This is a genomic window from Fulvivirga lutea (genome assembly GCF_017068455.1).
GTDB lineage: Bacteria > Bacteroidota > Bacteroidia > Cytophagales > Cyclobacteriaceae > Fulvivirga > Fulvivirga lutea.
This window is the reverse complement of record NZ_CP070608.1, coordinates 1,502,534-1,520,525: the sequence shown is the minus strand read 5'-3', so window position 1 is coordinate 1,520,525 and position 17,992 is coordinate 1,502,534. Positions and strand designations below refer to the sequence as shown.

At 39.5% G+C, this 17,992-nt stretch carries 17 protein-coding genes; 13 read left to right on the top strand and 4 right to left on the bottom strand.

Annotated features, from left to right (window positions below; all coding sequences use genetic code 11):
• Positions 1–14: 14 nt before the first annotated feature.
• Genes JR347_RS06935 through JR347_RS06905 form a run of 7 tightly spaced genes read left to right on the top strand, consistent with a single transcriptional unit; the run spans position 15 to position 4,526 of the window.
• Complete coding sequence (locus JR347_RS06935; RefSeq protein ID WP_205723321.1) at positions 15–1,001, top strand: cyclase family protein; 987 nt, start codon at positions 15–17, stop codon at positions 999–1,001.
• Between the two features lie 8 nt (positions 1,002–1,009).
• On the top strand, positions 1,010–1,453 hold the full coding sequence (locus JR347_RS06930) for a DMT family transporter (RefSeq protein ID WP_205723320.1): 444 nt from the start codon (positions 1,010–1,012) through the stop codon (positions 1,451–1,453).
• A 5-nt stretch (positions 1,454–1,458) separates the two neighbouring features.
• Complete coding sequence (locus JR347_RS06925) at positions 1,459–2,187, top strand: GNAT family N-acetyltransferase (RefSeq protein ID WP_205723319.1); 729 nt, start codon at positions 1,459–1,461, stop codon at positions 2,185–2,187.
• A 4-nt stretch (positions 2,188–2,191) separates the two neighbouring features.
• A complete protein-coding gene (locus tag JR347_RS06920) occupies positions 2,192–2,821 on the top strand; it encodes an NAD(P)H-dependent oxidoreductase (RefSeq protein ID WP_205723318.1) in 630 nt (209 codons plus the stop codon).
• Between the two features lie 2 nt (positions 2,822–2,823).
• Entirely contained in the window at positions 2,824–3,504 is a 681-nt protein-coding gene (locus JR347_RS06915) for a DUF4386 domain-containing protein (protein WP_205723317.1), read from the top strand.
• Positions 3,505–3,522: 18 nt separating this feature from the next.
• The gene (locus JR347_RS06910; protein WP_205723316.1) at positions 3,523–3,870 is read left to right on the top strand and encodes a 5-carboxymethyl-2-hydroxymuconate Delta-isomerase; all 348 of its coding nucleotides are present in this window, start codon (positions 3,523–3,525) and stop codon (positions 3,868–3,870) included.
• Complete coding sequence (locus JR347_RS06905) at positions 3,870–4,526, top strand: SDR family NAD(P)-dependent oxidoreductase (protein ID WP_205723315.1); 657 nt, start codon at positions 3,870–3,872, stop codon at positions 4,524–4,526. The genes JR347_RS06910 and JR347_RS06905 overlap by 1 nt, the downstream gene beginning before the upstream one ends.
• 67 nt (positions 4,527–4,593) lie before the next feature.
• Here the strand turns inward: JR347_RS06905 and JR347_RS06900 are convergent, their stop codons facing one another.
• Both JR347_RS06900 and JR347_RS06895 read right to left on the bottom strand, forming a co-directional pair.
• On the bottom strand, positions 4,594–5,685 hold the full coding sequence (locus JR347_RS06900) for a PAS domain S-box protein (protein ID WP_205723314.1): 1,092 nt from the start codon (positions 5,683–5,685) through the stop codon (positions 4,594–4,596).
• A gap of 343 nt (positions 5,686–6,028) precedes the next feature.
• Positions 6,029–8,530, bottom strand: coding sequence for a heavy metal translocating P-type ATPase (locus tag JR347_RS06895; RefSeq protein WP_205723313.1), 2,502 nt, complete (start codon positions 8,528–8,530; stop codon positions 6,029–6,031).
• 560 nt (positions 8,531–9,090) lie between these two features.
• On the opposite strand from JR347_RS06895, the gene JR347_RS06890 reads away from it, so the two are divergent.
• The 6 genes from JR347_RS06890 to JR347_RS06865 all read left to right on the top strand — a co-directional run bounded on the left by JR347_RS06890 (position 9,091) and on the right by JR347_RS06865 (position 13,298).
• Positions 9,091–10,077: an AraC family transcriptional regulator gene (locus JR347_RS06890; RefSeq protein WP_205723312.1), complete on the top strand. Its 987-nt coding sequence runs from the start codon at positions 9,091–9,093 to the stop codon at positions 10,075–10,077.
• 99 nt (positions 10,078–10,176) lie between these two features.
• Positions 10,177–11,106 (top strand): TolB-like translocation protein, encoded by a 930-nt coding sequence (locus tag JR347_RS06885; RefSeq protein ID WP_205723311.1) that lies wholly within the window; start codon positions 10,177–10,179, stop codon positions 11,104–11,106.
• A 94-nt stretch (positions 11,107–11,200) separates the two neighbouring features.
• A complete protein-coding gene (locus tag JR347_RS06880) occupies positions 11,201–11,539 on the top strand; it encodes a hypothetical protein (protein ID WP_205723310.1) in 339 nt (112 codons plus the stop codon).
• Between the two features lie 4 nt (positions 11,540–11,543).
• Complete coding sequence (locus tag JR347_RS06875; protein ID WP_205723309.1) at positions 11,544–12,035, top strand: anthrone oxygenase family protein; 492 nt, start codon at positions 11,544–11,546, stop codon at positions 12,033–12,035.
• 1 nt (position 12,036) lies between these two features.
• The gene (locus tag JR347_RS06870; protein WP_205723308.1) at positions 12,037–12,879 is read left to right on the top strand and encodes an NmrA family NAD(P)-binding protein; all 843 of its coding nucleotides are present in this window, start codon (positions 12,037–12,039) and stop codon (positions 12,877–12,879) included.
• Between the two features lie 11 nt (positions 12,880–12,890).
• Positions 12,891–13,298 (top strand): DUF5367 family protein, encoded by a 408-nt coding sequence (locus JR347_RS06865; RefSeq protein WP_205723307.1) that lies wholly within the window; start codon positions 12,891–12,893, stop codon positions 13,296–13,298.
• A 97-nt stretch (positions 13,299–13,395) separates the two neighbouring features.
• Here JR347_RS06865 and JR347_RS06860 read toward each other — a convergent pair whose 3' ends face one another.
• Together JR347_RS06860 and JR347_RS06855 are read right to left on the bottom strand one after the other, a co-directional pair.
• The gene (locus JR347_RS06860) at positions 13,396–14,337 is read right to left on the bottom strand and encodes a PorP/SprF family type IX secretion system membrane protein (protein ID WP_205723306.1); all 942 of its coding nucleotides are present in this window, start codon (positions 14,335–14,337) and stop codon (positions 13,396–13,398) included.
• A gap of 58 nt (positions 14,338–14,395) precedes the next feature.
• A complete protein-coding gene (locus JR347_RS06855; RefSeq protein WP_205723305.1) occupies positions 14,396–17,839 on the bottom strand; it encodes an FG-GAP-like repeat-containing protein in 3,444 nt (1,147 codons plus the stop codon).
• Positions 17,840–17,992 lie beyond the last annotated feature (153 nt).

The following is a 17,992-nucleotide window of genomic DNA, read 5'->3' as shown; positions in this document are numbered from 1 at the left end:
AAAAACACAGTACAATGAAGAAAATCATATTAACAAAATTAACAATGCTGGTGCTCTTGGTGAGTCCATCAATCGCACAGCAAAAAGAATCAGTAGGAAAAAGTCCCTGGGGACCTGATGATGAAATAGGCACGCTAAACATGATGTCTGATGCTTCAAAACTGTCAGTATTAAGTCAGATAGTATCCGGTGAAGTATTTGACTTGAGCGTGGATTATTTTGTGGGTATGCCAAGCTTTAGTGCATTGGGCGATCCCGGCTATCAGTACTGGTTAACGCATACTCCACATGGCACAGTGGTTGACAACCCAAATGGGTTAGGAAAAGCCATGAATGAAAAGGTTAGCTACACGGGTGACGCTATATCCATGTATACCCACATGGGTACACATATAGACGCGCTCAACCATTTTGGGCTAAATGGTAAAATATGGAATGGTTTTACTCCTGATCAATATCTTGGCGATAAAGGCTGGCAGAAAACCGGTGCGGAAACTATTCCCCCAATAATTGCCCGAGGTGTGTTAATCGATATCGCTTCTTACAAAGGCTATGAAAATATAAAGGACAACTATCGCATTAACTCTGATGATTTGAAAGGAGCAATAAAGCAACAGGGCATTGAATTAAAGAATGGCGATGTTGTCCTTATTCGGACGGGTCAGGCCCAATTTTATGAAGATGCAACTACGTATTTCCATCACTTTCCCGGTATTAACATGGATGCGGTAAAATGGTTAATTGAAGAACAAGGTGTGATGCTTTTAGGAGCTGACAATCTCAGTTTTGAGACTTTCCCGCCAGAAAGTGAAGACAATTGGGTACCCGTCCATACCTATTTACTAGCTGAAAAAGGGGTCATGTTTATTGAACAAATGAACCTGGAAGAGCTTTCCAAAGCGGAAATTTATGAGTTTGCATTTATCGCAGCCTCGCTAAAGTTAAAAGGAGCATCAGGTAGTCCTATGCGACCTTTAGCTATTCCAATAAACAGTAACTAATACAGGTCATGAATACTTCTTATTTATTGATCATGTCTGTTTCAGTAGGTGTTCTTGTTGTAATTCAAGGTGGTATTAATGCCAGACTAGGTTTGATGTTAAGTAATACGCTATTGGCAACTACCATAGCGTTAATCACAAGTGCTACTATTACGCTGGCGGCATTTCTTATAACTACCAGATCCTACCCTACGCTTCAGCAATTGAAGTCTATACCACTTCATTTGTTTTTGGGTGGTGTATTCAGCTTTTCTGCCCTGGCTCTCTTCTATTATGTGATTCCAAGATTAGGAATATCCACAGTGGTAACATTCGGCTTAACAGGCCAGATCATATTCGCATCAATAGCCGCGCACTATGGGTGGTTTGGGATGCCGGTAGAACTGATGTCAATAAAAAAGTTGATTGGAATGATCATCATGATCACCGGAGTATTTCTGATTAAAATTTAAAATAAATGAAACAAATAACTGAGAATATAAACAACCTGGTCAGCCTGTGGAACCTTGGCGGAAAGTTAGCAGGCCAATTATTTGCTAACCAGGATTATTCCATGAGTGTTGTAAAACAGTCAGAATGGCCAAATAAACTATGGTTTCATCGAAAACCTGACCAACCATTGATGGATGAAATCCAGGAACAATGGAAACTGAACAACATTTCAATTGCCATTTGGGATAACCCATTCAATAAAGCTGAAGACCTGTTAACGTCTAATGGTTTTGAATTAAAGAATGAGTTGACAGGTATGTCAGTCTCTCTTAAATCTAAATTTAGGACATCCGATAACCTGGATTTAGTAAGGGTAAACAACTTAGAACAAGCTGTCATTTGGTCGGACCTGTTTTTAAAAGCATTTGGGTATCAGATTACTGTCAGCACCATAATTAACACCATGCACATGGTTAATTACTTTATTGCCCATAGTAAAGAAAAGCAGGTAGGCACAGCAGTACTATATCAGGATAATCTAAACGTAATAGGAATACATTCCATGGGCATTATCCCCGAGCAACGCAGAAAAGGCTACGCCAAAGAGTTGCTACACCATGTATTGAGTATTGCTGAAAAAAAAGGAGCTACACTAGCCACCCTTCAGGCTTCAGAAATGGGCAAAGGCCTTTATTTAAAAACGGGGTTTAAAGAAGATTTTAAACTCAAAAATTTCATTAAATCTAACATATAAAAAAATGAACTTACTAGATAAATTAAATTGGCGATATGCAACAAAATTATTCGACACAGAGAAAAAAGTGAATGATGAGCAATTGGAGTTTCTGAAGGAAGCTATAAGACTATCAGTATCTTCTTACGGGTTGCAATTGTATAAGGTGTTCATCATCAAAGATCCTGAACTAAGAAAACAGCTAAGAAAGGCTTCCTGGGATCAGAGTCAGATCACAGACGCATCGCATTTATTCGTTTTTTGTAACTATACTACCAGCTTTGATCAGCACATAGATGGTTTCGTCAAACGTATTATTGAAGTGGATGATAATGACAAAGAGGGTGTAATAAACTACGGTGAATTTATTAAGCAGGCCGTGGGAAACATGGAATCGGACAAGAGAAAAAGTTGGTCTGAAAAGCAGACCTACCTGGCCTTAAACAATTTGTTAATTGCTTGTGCCGAGCTTAAGATAGATGCCTGCCCTATGGAAGGTTTTGAAAGTGAAGATTACAATAAAATACTTGGTTTAGACAAATTAGGGCTAAATGCAGCTGTGATTGCTCCGATTGGTTATCGCTCAGTGAATGACCATACACAAAACAGGAAAAAGGTAAGAAAACCAAAAAAAGAACTATTCATACATACATAATCATGGAAAACAACATTCAAAAAAAGGCAAGGCTAACCGGATTACTTTATTTGCTTGTAATCATCTGTGCCGGATTTGCCCAAGGCTATGTGAGAGGAACACTTGTGATCCCGAATGATGCAAACGCTACGCTTACTAATATTCTTAACGCTGATTTTCTTTTTCGTTTTGGGTTGGTGGCGGACCTGATTGCTTTTATGCTGGATGCCGTGATTTCAATTTTACTCTATCAACTATTAAAAGATACAAACAAAACCATTGCCATGGTTGCTTCGGCCTTTCGATTAATTGCCCAGCCCGCCATTGCAAGTATTAATTTGGTTAATCATTACATGGCGCTCAAAGTTACTGATGGTAATGCAGCCACCTCAGAACTGGCAGGTACTGTAATGAACTTTATGACTGCACACACTACCGGATACTTAATTGCAGGAGCTTTCTTTGGTGTGCATTGTCTACTTCTAGGTATCTTGTTATACAAATCCAGCTATTTTCCGAGAATACTTGGAATATTAATGGTCTTGGCTGCTGGTGGCTATTTAATTGAGACATTTGGTAACTTTTTATTCCCTGGCAACGAGATGCTGTTAGCAACAATTGTTGGTATTTCTGCTGCCATCGGAGAAATTACATTAACCTTTTATCTACTAATTGCTGGTACACGCAAACAAATTTTAAACTGATTTTAAACAACGTAATACATGCCACATTTCATCATAGATTGCTCAGACAATATAATTAACAGGAAGTCTCCAGAAGAAATAATGGAGTCCGTTTACAGCGCTGCTGAATCCACAGGCCTCTTTGCCGAAGGAGACATTAAAGTGAGAATTAATCCCTTTAGCAACTACCGTTTAGGTAAGGGTAAAAATGGGTTTATTCACGTATTTGCCAACATTATGGAAGGTAGAACAGCAGAACAGAAACAAGGTTTGTCTCAAAAGATTGTTTCTGCTCTGAATGTAATGTTTCCTGATATAGCTATAATTTCAATGAATATCAGGGATTTTGAAAAAGCCTCTTACTGTAACAAATCAATGGTAATGTAATGAAAACAGGAATAGTAACGGGTGCCAACAGAGGTATTGGTAAGGCAACGTTTAAATATTTGGCTGACAGAAACTATAACGTAATAGGCACTGCCAGAAATGTTGATGTGACCCAAAAATTGGATAATACAAAATGGTATCAATTGGATTTGGCGGAACCTAATTCAATTCATGCACTGACTCAAAAACTACAGTCAGAAAAAATTGATTTCATCATTAACAATGCGGGCATATTATTAGAACAATGGGATAACACAAACATCAACCTTCAACAGTTACGAGATACTTTTAATGTAAACGTGTTTGGCACAATAGAACTAACTGAAAAATTGTTGCCATACCTCAATATGGGAGGCCATATTATTAATATCAGTTCGGCTTGGGGTTCATTTAGTGATCCTTATTTCGATGAATTTCAACCTCATTATAAGATGTCAAAAGCTGCATTAAATATGTATACAAAGCTGTTGGCTAATAGACTGAGGCCTAATAATATAAAAGTATCTGCGCTCGATCCCGGATGGACACAGACCGACATGGGAGGTGCTAATGCCTCCAGAAAACCTGACGAAGTGGCCAAGGAAATCTTTGAACTACTCGAAGGGAATTTGAAAACGGGGAAGTTCTGGCATAGAGGAACGATCAGAGAGTGGTAACTCGTAAAATTGATAAGATCTTTTAAAAAGTAATGTGATAAGTAACACAAAACGCTCTTAGAAAGAACTATTCTGGAAAGGTTAGAATAAATTCATTTCCGTTATCATATTTTACTTCCATTTTACCTTTTAGTTGCTCTGTAAATATATTTATTAATTCCCAACCAGAGGATTCAATCCCTTGATTAGCCTTTTCATTAAAACTTTGGGCGGAATAATCCTTTACAGAGAAAGTATAAGTGTCATTGGTCTTGCTCAATTTTAAATCAATGAATCCTTTACCATCAGGATAAGCATGTTTTATAACATTAGTAATTAGCTCATTCGTTATGAATCCTAGATTTAATGCATAATCTGATTGTAAAGAATGTTTTTCGAAATCAGAACGAACGGTATGTTTAAATTTGGAGCTATTCTGCAAAATATTATTTGTTATAGACAGAATATAATCTTTGATCAATAAATTATCGTGATTTTCCGACTGTAAAAGGAGTTCATGGATTTTTGCTATAGAATATATTTTGCTACTTACGGATTTAATGAAAACCTGAGTATCATAATTCTTCTGCTTTAAAGCTTGCAAAGAAATAATGCTATTAAGCATTTGTAAGTTATTTTTTGTCCTGTGATGGATTTCTTTCGTTAGGTAATCATTTAAATTTATTGAATCTTTCAATTCTTGATTTGTACTTAACAGTTTCTTATTGAGAGCATTTAAATTCTTCTCCTCTACTTTTCTACTTGTAATATTTTTAATGTACACATGAATTATAGGAGTTTGTCCAATAAGATAGCGACATGGAGTTACTTCTGCATCAAATACTGACCCGTCTTTTCTTTTAAATTTAGTTTCTACACTAATTGTATCTTCTGTCTTCATCTTTTTCCGAACTTCCTCAGAATGATTTAACTGGCCTTCTGTATGAAGTTCAAAAACACTTTTAGATAAGAATTCTTCCTTTGAATAGCCGAATTCTTTTAGTGCTGAATTATTAACATCTATTATGTTCATGTTAAGATCATGCACAATAGTGGGAATGATGGAAAACTCAAAAATTTGTTTATAAATATCCTTATTAGGATCAAGATATTTGAAATCCTTTAAAGGGTCTTTATCATTTTTATAAGGCTGATTTTTCCGTTTTTCATTTAAACTCATCAACGTATTGTTATTGAAAAAATCAAAATAGAAACATTATTAAGTTAATAAATTTTAATCAGCCTATCATTAATATTTATACACTATGAAGTGTAATGATCGTAATTATTAAAAGATTGATTTGAAGTTAAATCTGTGATGTCTCACAAAACGCTCGTTTAACTTTCAATTTATTAGCACCTATCTCTGATTCTTTTAAATTAGACAGTGCACTATTACGGTTAGAAAAATAATTAAGCAAAATTTAAATTGCATGTAACATAAAAGCACTTACGATTTTGATCTCGTAAGTGCTCCGGTTTCAGCATAGTTATAGGTTTGAATCAGTAACCATTTCCAGAACCTAAATACTTTTACCTCTTAATCTCAAGGCATTCCCAATTACAGATACTGAACTAAAACTCATTGCCAAGGCTGCAATCATAGGTGATAATAAAATTCCAAAAAACGGGAACAACACACCCGCTGCAATAGGCACACCCAAAGTATTATAAATTAATGCAAAAAATAGATTCTGCTTAATATTCTTCATTACTGCTTCGCTTAAATTACGTGCTTTTACTATGCCATTTAAATCACCTTTAACCAGTGTTATCATTGCACTTTCAATAGCTACATCAGTTCCTGTTCCCATAGCTATACCAACATCACTTTTTGTTAATGCTGGTGCATCGTTAATACCATCTCCTGCCATAGACACCACTTTGCCACTGTTCTGAAGTTTCTCTACTTCTTTCAATTTATCCTCTGGTAACATACTTGCTTTAAAGTCTGCAAGATTAAGCTCTGCTGCTACCGCTTGTGCTGTTTCATGATTATCACCGGTAAGCATAACCACATCGATGCCTTTACTCTGCAATTCTTTGATAGCTTTTGCACTGGTATCTTTAATTTTATCACCTATTACTACATATCCTACCACGGTAGAATCAATGGCGAGATAAGAAACAGTCTTCCCTTGTTTTTGATAGGACTTTGCTTCTTCATCCATTTTTGAGCTGATTTCAGCATTAGCATATTCCATCATTTTGGGATTACCCAAAGCAATCTTTTTGTTATTTATTTCAGCTTCTACACCTTTCCCTGTAACCGCACTAAATTTGGCTGATTCTAACATTTCAGCGTTGTGCTCTTTGCCATAGTTAACAGTTGCCTCTGCCAAAGGATGTTCGCTATTGGTGTTTAATGATACAATGTAATTCAATACTTCTTTTTCGCTGTATTCACTTCCAAAAGCTCCTACCTTTTCTACGGTTGGTTTACCTTCTGTAATTGTTCCGGTTTTGTCTACTATAAGCGTATTAACTTTATTCATTTTTTCCAATGCCTCTGCATTTTTGATGAGTACACCATTTTGAGCACCTTTACCTACACCAACCATTACGGACATTGGCGTTGCTAACCCTAAGGCACATGGGCAGGCAATAATTAAAACAGCAATTGCATTAACCAATGCAAAAACATATGCTGGTTCAGGACCCAAAATGGCCCAAACGATAAACGTGATAATAGAAATAATTACCACTACAGGAACGAAATATGCGGACACTTTATCAGCTAGATTTTGAATTGGCGCACGACTTCTACTGGCATCATTTACCATATGAATGATTTGTGATAATAGCGTATCACTACCAACCTTTTCAGCTTTCATGAAAAAAGTTTGATTGCCATTGATTGTGCCACTACTCACCTTGTCATTTTTAGCTTTATTGACGGGAATGGGCTCACCTGTAATCATTGATTCATCAATACTGGTTTCACCTTCTGTGATGATACCATCTACAGGTATTTTATCTCCAGGTTTTACTTTTAGTATATCATTAAGTTCAATCTCATCAATACTCACTTCAACTTCTTCACCATCAACAATTTTAATTGCTTTGTTAGGTGCTAATTTGAGCAACTCCTTTACAGCGGAGTTGGTTTTACTATGAGCTCGCGCTTCCAATAATTGGCCTAACAAAACCAAAGTCAGAATAACTGACGCAGCTTCAAAATACACGTGAACGGCACCTGATTCCGATTTAAATTGCTCTGGAAATAAATCTGGAAATGACATTCCAACTACACTAAACAGCCAAGCCACTCCAGCGCCTATACCAATAAGTGTAAACATGTTGAGGTTCCATGTCTTAATACTCTTATAAGCACGTTCAAAGAACATCCATGTAGCATAAAATACAACTGGTAAGGAAAGGGTAAACTGTACCCAGTTCCAGTATTTCTGTTCCATTAAATCATATAGTGGATTGTTAGTAATCATTTCACTCATTGCTATCAAGAAAATGGGCAATGTGAATACCGTAGCAATCCAGAATTTTTTCAACAGCCTTTTATAGGTCTTTTCTTCTGAAGATAGGTCTGGTTCCATAGGCACTAAATCCATTCCACAAATTGGGCATGAACCTGCTTCATCTTTTACTACTTCGGGATGCATAGGACAAGTCCATTTTTCTGCCGAAGCCGATGATAAACTTTGTTCTTCTACTAAATCCATTCCACAAACAGGACAATCACCTGGTTGATTATATGTTTTTTCACCCTCACAATGCATGGGGCAATAAAATGTGCCTGTGCCTTTACCTGATGGTTTCTCTTTTTTTGTCTCAGGATGGTGGTGGTGATGCTCTCCCGGATTATGAATGGTATACCTTCCGCCATCATCCTTCAAAGCCTGTTGAAAAGTTTCCAAAGAAATGTGCTGTTCCATTTCTATGGTTGCTTCAGCATCTTCAAGATTAACGGATGCGTTAGAAACCCCTTTTACTTTTGAAAGCGTCTCTTCTACGTGACTTCGACAACCATTGCAGGTCATTCCATGTATATGATATGTATGTTTCATAACTCTTGACTTTTCAATTATTCAAAACTATGAAACAAAGTACAGCACCCTTGATTGCATAAGTATTACATAATTTTGGAAAAAAGTTATAAGATTTACTAGCTATCCAGGGGTTTACGATTAACTGTTAGAAGTTTTTTTAAAACGATTCGGAGCAAGACCGATAACTTCTTAAAATGGGTTATTCAAATATTCCATGCTTGAGTATTTAAACCTAAAAGCGCACTCGAGGTAAATCATCATACACTAAGAGCTCCTTAACCTTCTCTATTTTTAAAAGGGTATAACACTTTTCTATAGTTACACTTTCCGCATCTGAAAACAGAATACTTATTGTCCACTAAGCCTGTTGAAGCTCCTGTGTTAAATAGTCGGAAAGAGTTATTTGCAGATGGCCGTATTTGTTCTGAATCAAGCCAGCAAGTAGGTTGTTAATTTTAGCTTATTAAATAAAAACAGGAAGCGATGGTTTAAATCTCAGGATTGACTTCTGTTACAATCTGTAAATGCAATAGTCATTTTTTTGTAACTTCAATGGTTAGCCAAAGCATTCATAGCTAATGAGTTATATCTCCATCAGTCTATACAAGAAAATTGTGAATCATGGATTAGCAGAAGGCCTTACCAGTGAAGACTTGTCTGACATACCAGTTTCTTTGGAGAAGATGGAGCAATTGCAAGCAGTGCCCTCAGATCAGTTTTTTGCTACGCATGAATTACTGGATGATAAATTGGGCCCCGGTTTCGCTGTTCGTGTTGGTCAGGAAATGAAGATTGATGATTATGGCGTTCTGGGATTATCCTGGCGTACCTGCTCCTGGGCGGGGGAAATCTTTGTGAGAAGTGAACGGTACTTCAAATTACTTTCCGACACGTATGTTTTCAAAGTAGAAAAAAGAGGCGATTGGTCTTACATTTACCTCCACCGAGAACCGCATAGACGAGGTGTACAACTTTCTAATGAAGCTACTTTATCAGCCACCGTTGTGGTGTTGCAGGCTATCACTGAAACTGACATCCTTCCTGTTCAGGTGGCATTCAAGCATAAAGCTCCAAAAGATCTCTCCAGTCATAAAAAAGGATTTCGCTGTGAATTACTTTTTGAACAGCCACACTACTATATAGCCTATAAAACCAAAGACCTCGAGTTGAGAACGGCTAAGGCCGATGAGAGCATCAATAAGTTTCTAGTCGATCGTGTGAAAGAAGAAACCGAAGGAATACAAGCCGATTTAGTCCAGTTTACCAAGGATGTAGAACAGCTTATTAAGGAGGCACTTCCAAGTGGAATTCCAGGTGTTATACATATTGCAGAGCATATGGGCATGAGCAACCGCACGCTTACCCGAAGACTGGCAGAACACGGAGTTACCTTTCGGGATCTCATTAAAAAGACACAGGAAGCTATTGCCAAAGACCTACTTGCTCATTCAAATCGTAGTATTGCAGAAATCGCTTTTGAAACCGGTTTCTCAGAACAAAGCTCCTTTAATCGTGCTTTTAAGCGATGGACTGATCAATCGCCTCTCGAATTCAGAAATAGCTAACCTATTTAGTGGTATGGCGTAAACTGTCAAAGACTTGGCCGAAAAAGTTAAGTGGGCAAAAGTCATCAAAGCACACCTTTGCTGTAAAAAAACAATCACATGAATCAATCAAAAACAGTTTTACTACTTTTCTTTATCACTATCATTTTCGCTTCATCATGTCAAAAAGAAGCTGAATCTAACCTGACCCTATTCAGTGAGCAGATACCTCAGGACTCTGCTTTAATTTTTGGGGAAGGTATTATATCAAAAGAGAACTTTGAGTTTGCCATCACCTTTAGTCCGGAGATGGACGAATTGTTCTACACGAGTAGAAAACCTGAGGGTGCCAATGAGATAATAACCATGCAATACAAAAATGGGCAATGGTCCAACCCATCGCCAGTATTCTTTAAAGCTGAAGTAGGTTGGGATTTTGAGCCACACATTAACCCTACTGGAGACAAGCTATACTTCGGAAGCATCAGGCCACACTTGGATACCTTAAAACCGAGAGCGCTGTACCAATGGTATGCAGAAAAAAGTGATCATGGTTGGAGTACTCCAAAACCTATTGAAAAAAACTTTGAAGATCGGTTTATGATGTACCTGACCACATCAAAAAATGGGAATCTATATTTTACATCTCAGGAAGAGGAAGATGAAATGGAAGATGGCGGTATTTATTATTCGATCAATGAAAATGGACAATATAATAAGGTTAAAAAACTAGGCGATGAAGTAAACTTTGATGGTAAATGGATAGCTCACCCCTACATTGCCCCAGATGAAAGCTATCTCATTTACGATGGAGAAAGTGAGTCAGGCTTTGGTGAAAATGATTTGTATATCAGCTTTAATCAAAATGGCAATTGGACAAAAGCAGTTAACATGGGTCCAAAAGTAAATACTCCATTGACCGAAATGTGTGCCAGTGTATCACCCGATGGCCAGTACTTATTCTTTCATAGGGGTGATGATGAAACAGGAGATATTTACTGGATCGACTTCATTCGCTTAAAAAAGGACCTCCTTTCCCAAAGTAAATAACCGCATGGCTTAAACTGCCAAAAACTTGGCTTAAATGGTCAAGTTATCACTAAAGCAAGCACTCATCTTTACATCATGATCAATTTGATGTAAGATGAAAACACGACAACCCCTAAAAACCATTTTAATAGGAATTATAACCGTTATTATAATTCTCCTAACACATATGATTAAGGCAGAGGCGCCAGCAAAGCATCAACCTTTTGCCATCAACACAACCTTGTCGGCAGAAGTAATGAGCCTATTAGAGGCAAAGTGCAATTCCTGTCACAGAAAGAAAAACCCATTCATGGTATTTACTAAAAAGAACATGAATAAGCGGGCAGGAAAAATCTATAAGCAAGTATTTGTAAAAAAGCGAATGCCCAAGGGAAGTAAGCTGTCCTACAGTGAAAGTGAATTACTGAAAGCATGGTTGGAATCAAACATATAAACTCATGGAATACTCAAAAACAACAATACACATCATAACAATCCTGCTCCTCGGACTTTCAGGTGGCTTTTTTTACGCGTGGCAAGTATCTGTCATTCCCGGCACATTGAAAATCTCTGATGCTTCATATCTGGAAACAATGAAATCCATCAACAAGGAGATTCTAAACCCTTATTTCTTTATCATATTTTTTGGCGCACTGCTGTTGGCCATTACAGATGCAGGGATTCATCTCTTCAACACATGGAGCATGGCAACATTTTGGGTAGTTCTAGCAGCTATTTTTTACGCTATAACATTTGGAATAACTGCCTTTGGCAATGTGCCGCTCAATGATGCTCTGGAAGCACTCAAACTCAATGATTTGAATGCTGATGAGCTCAAAAACTTCAGAAACTATTACGAAGTCCTCTGGAACAAATACCATCTGTATCGCACGTGGGCTTCCGTGATGGCTTTCATTTTCATAATTCTTGGAACTATAAACAATAAATAAAATGACACACAACATCTTAGTAATCGGTGGCACCGGTAAGACCGGAAGCCGCGTAGTTGAAAACTTAACAAAATTGGGCCACGATGTAACCATCGGCTCCAGAAACGGCAGTCCGGCTTTCGACTGGGACGACCCAAGCACTTACGCACCTGCCCTCAAGGGTATGGATAGAGCTTACATTGTTTACTATCCTGATCTGGCAGTGCCGGGTGCAAGAACTGCAATCGAACAATTGACTGCAGCAGCTCTAAAAGAAGGGCTGGAAAAAGTAGTACTACTATCAGGTAAGGGCGAAACAGAAGCAGAAGCTTGTGAAGAAATTGTCGCTCATTCCGGTTTGAATTATACATTGGTACGTGCCTCCTGGTTTAATCAGAACTTCAGTGAAGGTGCCTTTCGAGATTTTATTTTGGCTGGCGCTGTGGCATTGCCTATGCCTGATGCAGAAATCCCTTTTGTAGATGCGAATGACATCGCAGAAGTCGTGACAAAAGTTTTGCTTGATGATAGTTACAACGGACAAACTGTAACAGTGACAGGCCCGAGGAAAATGACTTTTAGGGAAGTAGTAGAAACCATGTCTGAAGCTGTAGGCAGAGAAATTCACTATCAGCCTATTTCAATTGAAGAATTTAAGGCCGGTATGAAAGCAGCCGGATTGCCGGACTCTTACGTTTGGCTTTTTGGATACTTGTTTAAAGAAGTATTAGGCAATCCTGATAATCAGGAAGTTTCTGATGATGTAGAAAGAGTTTTGAGCAGAAAGGCCATTGACTTTAAAGCATTCGCTGAGAAAACTGCGGCATCGGGTATCTGGAATGAAGAAATTCCACAGAGCATTTAAATCTAACTAGCATGAAAAGCTTGAACTTGAAACAAGTGGTGATCAGTTCATTGGTAGTTTACATTATAGGAATTACAGCTTTTGTAGGCTCTTACTTCGTTGAGATCTTAGAAAATGCCAACCAACAGGCAAACTATGTTTTGATGTTGGCCATCATTCCTGCTGCGCTTATTGGTGCGTACTTGTATTATCGCAGAGGCTACCAAACCAATGGATTTTTATTAGGAACAATGATGTTTTTGGGCGCGATGTTACTGGATGCAATAATCACTGTTCCGGTTTTTATCATCCCCAATGGTGGTGATTACCTATCCTTTTTTGGTGACCCCGGATTTTGGCTTATAGCCGTTGAGTACATAAGCGTAGTGGCGGCCTATTGGAAGGTTGAACGAATGACGGGAAGATTGAAGACAGATTAATAGCATTCTTCGAGATAATTTTACTAAGCAGAGATTCTATTGAGTCTCTGCTTTTTTTATTCATCGATACCTAAGACTTTTATTTCTGAAGATTGGGTTAGCTCTTCTTCTTTATTCTGAAAGACACGGCCAATTCAAAAATTCCATTCTGAGCAGTATTCAAATCGGCTCCAACAGGAAGGTCATAACTCACACCAATCGTAAGATTTGGCTGCTCGTAGGCGATGGAAAAGACACCTAGGTTATTGGTATTGTACCAGATTCCTAAATCAATTTTTTTTACTCCTTCTTCTGAATTATCCAATTCATAACCAAATCGTGAACCGATATTGAGAAAATTGTTACTGGCCTGTCTTACTAACCTTGCGGTAGGCATTACAGAAAATTTATATCCTTGATAAATTCTATATCCTACAGATGCACGAATACTGGATGGCAATTTGTCCTTGCCGCTTTCATCTAGGGAAACATTCGGCTCTGTAGCATTGAAAAGGGCTACCCCGACAAAAGCCTTTTCTTGGCCTTGTTCATCATTAAGCTGGTATTGTATTCCTAAGCTAAGCGTTGGATAGCTTACTGTCTGACCTAGTACTGCATCGCCAGAAACAATGTTGGGGTTAAACACTCCATCCACAAACTGATCGTCTGTAGTGAAGTTATTGTTAATCCTGCGTTGGTAAAATCCAGACTGTGCCCCAAAACTTAATTCTGATAAAGGAGTAATTTGGATAGCGTATGCCACGCCTAAAAGCCCACCATTAACCTGGGCAAAATCAGCTATCTGGTCGTTCAAAAAGTTTCCCGCAACCACCAGACGATGATTTCTTATTTTAATCGGGTAATAACCAGATAAGGAAGATGCCCTGAAATTTTCACCTACTTCTACTGACTGAGATCGATAGTTTAACATGATGCTAACATTCTCTTGTAGGCCAATACTACCCGGATTAGTAAATAAAGGTGTGTAGTGGTACATAGAAAAATTAGGATCCTGTGCACTCACCTTGACGATTGATAGCAGCAGAGTGAATACACTCAAGGCTATAATTTTATTGATTGAAACCATATCTAAATGTGTTTTTTTTGAATTTTAAAATTTATCTAAGGAGTCTTATGATGCCGGTATTTTTTCCGTTTACTAATAGTGGCGACCCATCAGTAAAACTACCGCTGATGCCCCACAGATAAGCGCCCTGCGGTTGGCCCCCTCCGTCCCAACCTGTCTGAAAGAGCTCTGTTAAACTTTCAGAACTGTATACAAGATTATTTTCCCTATCAAATATTTTCATTTGAATGCTTGCCACGTTACCTCCGCCTCTTACGATAAAAAAGTCATTATTCGAATCTCCATTTGGAGTAAATAAAGTGGGTAAGAACAGGTCAGTGCCAAACATTTCGAAAGAGACTATAGCTGTTCCTGAAGAGCTGTTGCCGTTTACATCGGTTACGGTAAGTGTTACTGTGGATGATGTTGTAGGAATGTTAAATGTAGTAATGTCCAATTCCAAGCTGGCTATGCCACAATTGTCCGTACTTCCATTGTCGATATCTTCAGGTATAATGGAAGCTTGACCGCTTTCATCTAGAGGTAGGGTGATGTTCCGAGTGATAACTGTGGGGGCAATGTTGTCCTCCACCGTAACCGTAGCGGTAGCGAAGCTCGAATTCCCACTTCCATCAGTAGCCGTTAAGGTAACTATATTAGTGCCAATATCTGCACAAGTAAAGTTGGTTTGATCCAGGGCCAGAGATAAAGAACAGTTATCCGTACTGCCGTTATCAATATCACTCGTTGCAATAGATGCCTGTCCATTCACATCCAATTGTATGGTGATGTCCCTAGCAATCACTGAAGGTGGCGTATCGTCCGTAGGGATGACCTCAAAGGTGGTAGTCGCGGTATTACCTGCATCATCAGTAGCCGTTAATGTCACCATTTGAGTAGTAGTGATCACCGTACCAACTGCCGGGCTTTGTGTTATGATCGGAGTAGTGTTACAAAAATCAGTAGCGGTGGCCAATCCGGTATAATCAAGCAGTGTAAACTGGCAGTTTGCATCAAATTCTACATTTTGGTCTGCTACGGTAGAAATAACCGGATCGGTAGTATCGACAATGATAACCTCAAAGGTGATAGTGGCTGTATTGCCTGCATCGTCAGTGGCCATCAATGTAACTGTTTGACTTGAAGTAATCTCCGTGCCTACCGCAGGGCTTTGCGTAATAACCAGGGTGTTGGTGCAATTATCAGTAACTGTGGCCAATCCAGTATAATCAAGCAGTGTGAACTGGCAGTTTGCATCAAATTCTACATTTTGATCCGCTACTGCAGAAATGATCGGTTCGCTAGTATCAGCAGGGATGACCTCAAACGTGGTTGTAGCTGTGTTGCCTGAATCATCAGTGGCGGTCAAGGTCACTGTTTGGGTAGTGGTGATCACTGTACCAACTACCGGGCTTTGCGTAATGACTGGCGTTGCGGTACAATTATCTGTGGCGGTGGCCAATCCGGTATAATCAATCAGTGCGAACTGGCAGTTTGTATCAAAATCTACATTTTGATCCGCTACTGCAGAAATCACCGGATCGTTAGTATCAGAAGGGATGACCTCAAAGGTGGTAGTAGCGGTATTACCTGCATCATCAGTAGCGGTTAAAGTCACCGTTTGGGTAGTATTGATCACCGTACCAACTACCGGGCTTTGCGTAATGACCGGAGTAGCGGTACAATTATCTGTAGCGGTGGCCAATCCAGTATAATCAATCAGTACAAACTGGCAGTTCACATTTTGATCCGCTACTGCAGAAATCACCGGTTCGGTATTGTCTGCCGGGATTAATTCAAAGGTGCATTGATCTGTATTACCATTACTATCAGTTACCGTAAATGTAACTGTTTGACTGGTTGTAATGACTGTACCTGCTATAGGTGATTGAACAAGGGTTGGTGTAGGAGATACATTATTTTCTACACTGACTAACTCGCTAAAATCAGGAATGACAAATTCACAATTGGCATTAAAATTCACATTTTGATTTGCTGGGCAGGTGATAGAAATTGGAAGCGCATTCTCATACCACGCGATTTGGTTATCAAATTCAGAAGCAGAAAGCACGTCCAGATCTCCGTCTCCATCGAGATCCGCGGCATAGACACTGATGGCACCATTTGCGCTCGTAGTAATGGTCTGCTGTGACCCGAAACTGCCTGAACCATCGTTTTCGTACCATGCGATGCGGGCATCAGCTTGAGAAGCTGAAAGCACGTCCAGGTCTCCGTCACCATCCAGATCCGCGGCATAGACACTGAAGGCATCATTCGCACTTGTAGTAATGGTTTGCTGTGAACCGAAACTGCCTGAACCATCGTTTTCGTACCATGCGATGCGATCGTCAACTAGAGAAGCAGACAGTACGTCCAAATCCCCGTCCCCGTCCAGGTCTGCAGCATAGACACTCCAAGCAGCACTTGCCCCGGTAGTAATAGTCTGTAGTGGCCCGAAACTACCTGACCCATCATTTTCGCACCATGCGATGCGGTTATCGAATTGAGAAGCAGACAGCACGTCCAGGTCCCCGTCACCATCCAGATCTGCGGCATAGACACTTTTGGCACCACTTGCCTCGGTAGTAATGGTCTGTAGTGCCCCAAAACTGCCTGACCCATCGTTTTCATACCATGCAATACCATTTGCTTCTGAAGCAGACAGCACATCCAGGTCCCCATCACCATCCAGGTCCGCGGCATAGACACTTGAGGCAGTAGGTGCTCCGTTAGTAATGGTCTGCATTGCTCCAAAAGTGCCTGATCCATCATTTTCATGCCATGCAATGAAGCCACCTCCTTCAGCAGCTGACAGCACATCCAAGTCACCATCTCCATCCAAATCCGCGGCATAGACACTTATAGCACCAAACACTGCGGTAGTAATGGTCTGCGTTGTACCGAAACTGCCTGACCCATCGTTTTCATACCACGCAATGAGTCCATTATTTTGAGATGCAGAAAGCACATCCAAGTCACCATCACCATCCAAGTCCGCGGCATGGACACTTCTGGTACCACCTTGGTTACCTGCATCGGAATTAATCCTATTTTGCCCATTGGCGAAGACGCCAGGGCTCGCTGGGCTTACCGCTGTAGTAAACCGGGATACAAAAGGAGTTTCCAAAATCCCGCCATCGGTAGCGGTTACGCCTGAAGTAAATGAGATGGAGACTACCTCACCCGGAAAGAAATTCCTGACTGGGTCAAAGGTAGCTGTAGAACCTGACACGGTGGGCATAGGGAAATCCAAAACAGGGCCATTGCCTCCGTGGATAACCACACCGCCTGTAGTGAGCGTGGTGGGGTTTACCTCTTTATCAAACGTGACGCTTATGTTGGCGGTGTTTGTCACCGCAGTGGCATTATTAGAAGGGTTAGTGGCCGTGAGTTGTATTGGCAATTGAGCAAATATTTGCCAATTCAGAAGTAGCAAAAAAAGGGTAGTTAAAGCTGATTTGATCATGTCTTTTTTAATTTTATTTACGTGAGCCATCTTGTTAATTTTATTTGCCTCCATTACCAGATCAGAATATTCTGTTCAATTTATTTCATGGTGGCCAGGCAAGATGCCATTACACTTAAATTGTTTACGATAGCCTTCATGCGAAGAAAATTGATAGATTGTTATGTTCTAACTTTTTGGCGT

Excerpts from the sequence above, each read along its gene's own strand:
- JR347_RS06935 (WP_205723321.1), top strand. The coding sequence starts at position 15 with ATGAAGAAAATCATATTAACAAAATTAACAATGCTGGTGCTCTTGGTG.
- JR347_RS06930 (WP_205723320.1), top strand. The coding sequence starts at position 1,010 with ATGAATACTTCTTATTTATTGATCATGTCTGTTTCAGTAGGTGTTCTT.
- JR347_RS06925 (WP_205723319.1), top strand. The coding sequence starts at position 1,459 with ATGAAACAAATAACTGAGAATATAAACAACCTGGTCAGCCTGTGGAAC.
- JR347_RS06920 (WP_205723318.1), top strand. The coding sequence starts at position 2,192 with ATGAACTTACTAGATAAATTAAATTGGCGATATGCAACAAAATTATTC.
- JR347_RS06915 (WP_205723317.1), top strand. The coding sequence starts at position 2,824 with ATGGAAAACAACATTCAAAAAAAGGCAAGGCTAACCGGATTACTTTAT.
- JR347_RS06910 (WP_205723316.1), top strand. The coding sequence starts at position 3,523 with ATGCCACATTTCATCATAGATTGCTCAGACAATATAATTAACAGGAAG.
- JR347_RS06905 (WP_205723315.1), top strand. The coding sequence starts at position 3,870 with ATGAAAACAGGAATAGTAACGGGTGCCAACAGAGGTATTGGTAAGGCA.
- JR347_RS06900 (WP_205723314.1), bottom strand. The coding sequence starts at position 5,685 with ATGAGTTTAAATGAAAAACGGAAAAATCAGCCTTATAAAAATGATAAA.
- JR347_RS06895 (WP_205723313.1), bottom strand. The coding sequence starts at position 8,530 with ATGAAACATACATATCATATACATGGAATGACCTGCAATGGTTGTCGA.
- JR347_RS06890 (WP_205723312.1), top strand. The coding sequence starts at position 9,091 with ATGAGTTATATCTCCATCAGTCTATACAAGAAAATTGTGAATCATGGA.
- JR347_RS06885 (WP_205723311.1), top strand. The coding sequence starts at position 10,177 with ATGAATCAATCAAAAACAGTTTTACTACTTTTCTTTATCACTATCATT.
- JR347_RS06880 (WP_205723310.1), top strand. The coding sequence starts at position 11,201 with ATGAAAACACGACAACCCCTAAAAACCATTTTAATAGGAATTATAACC.
- JR347_RS06875 (WP_205723309.1), top strand. The coding sequence starts at position 11,544 with ATGGAATACTCAAAAACAACAATACACATCATAACAATCCTGCTCCTC.
- JR347_RS06870 (WP_205723308.1), top strand. The coding sequence starts at position 12,037 with ATGACACACAACATCTTAGTAATCGGTGGCACCGGTAAGACCGGAAGC.
- JR347_RS06865 (WP_205723307.1), top strand. The coding sequence starts at position 12,891 with ATGAAAAGCTTGAACTTGAAACAAGTGGTGATCAGTTCATTGGTAGTT.
- JR347_RS06855 (WP_205723305.1), bottom strand. The coding sequence starts at position 17,839 with ATGGCTCACGTAAATAAAATTAAAAAAGACATGATCAAATCAGCTTTA.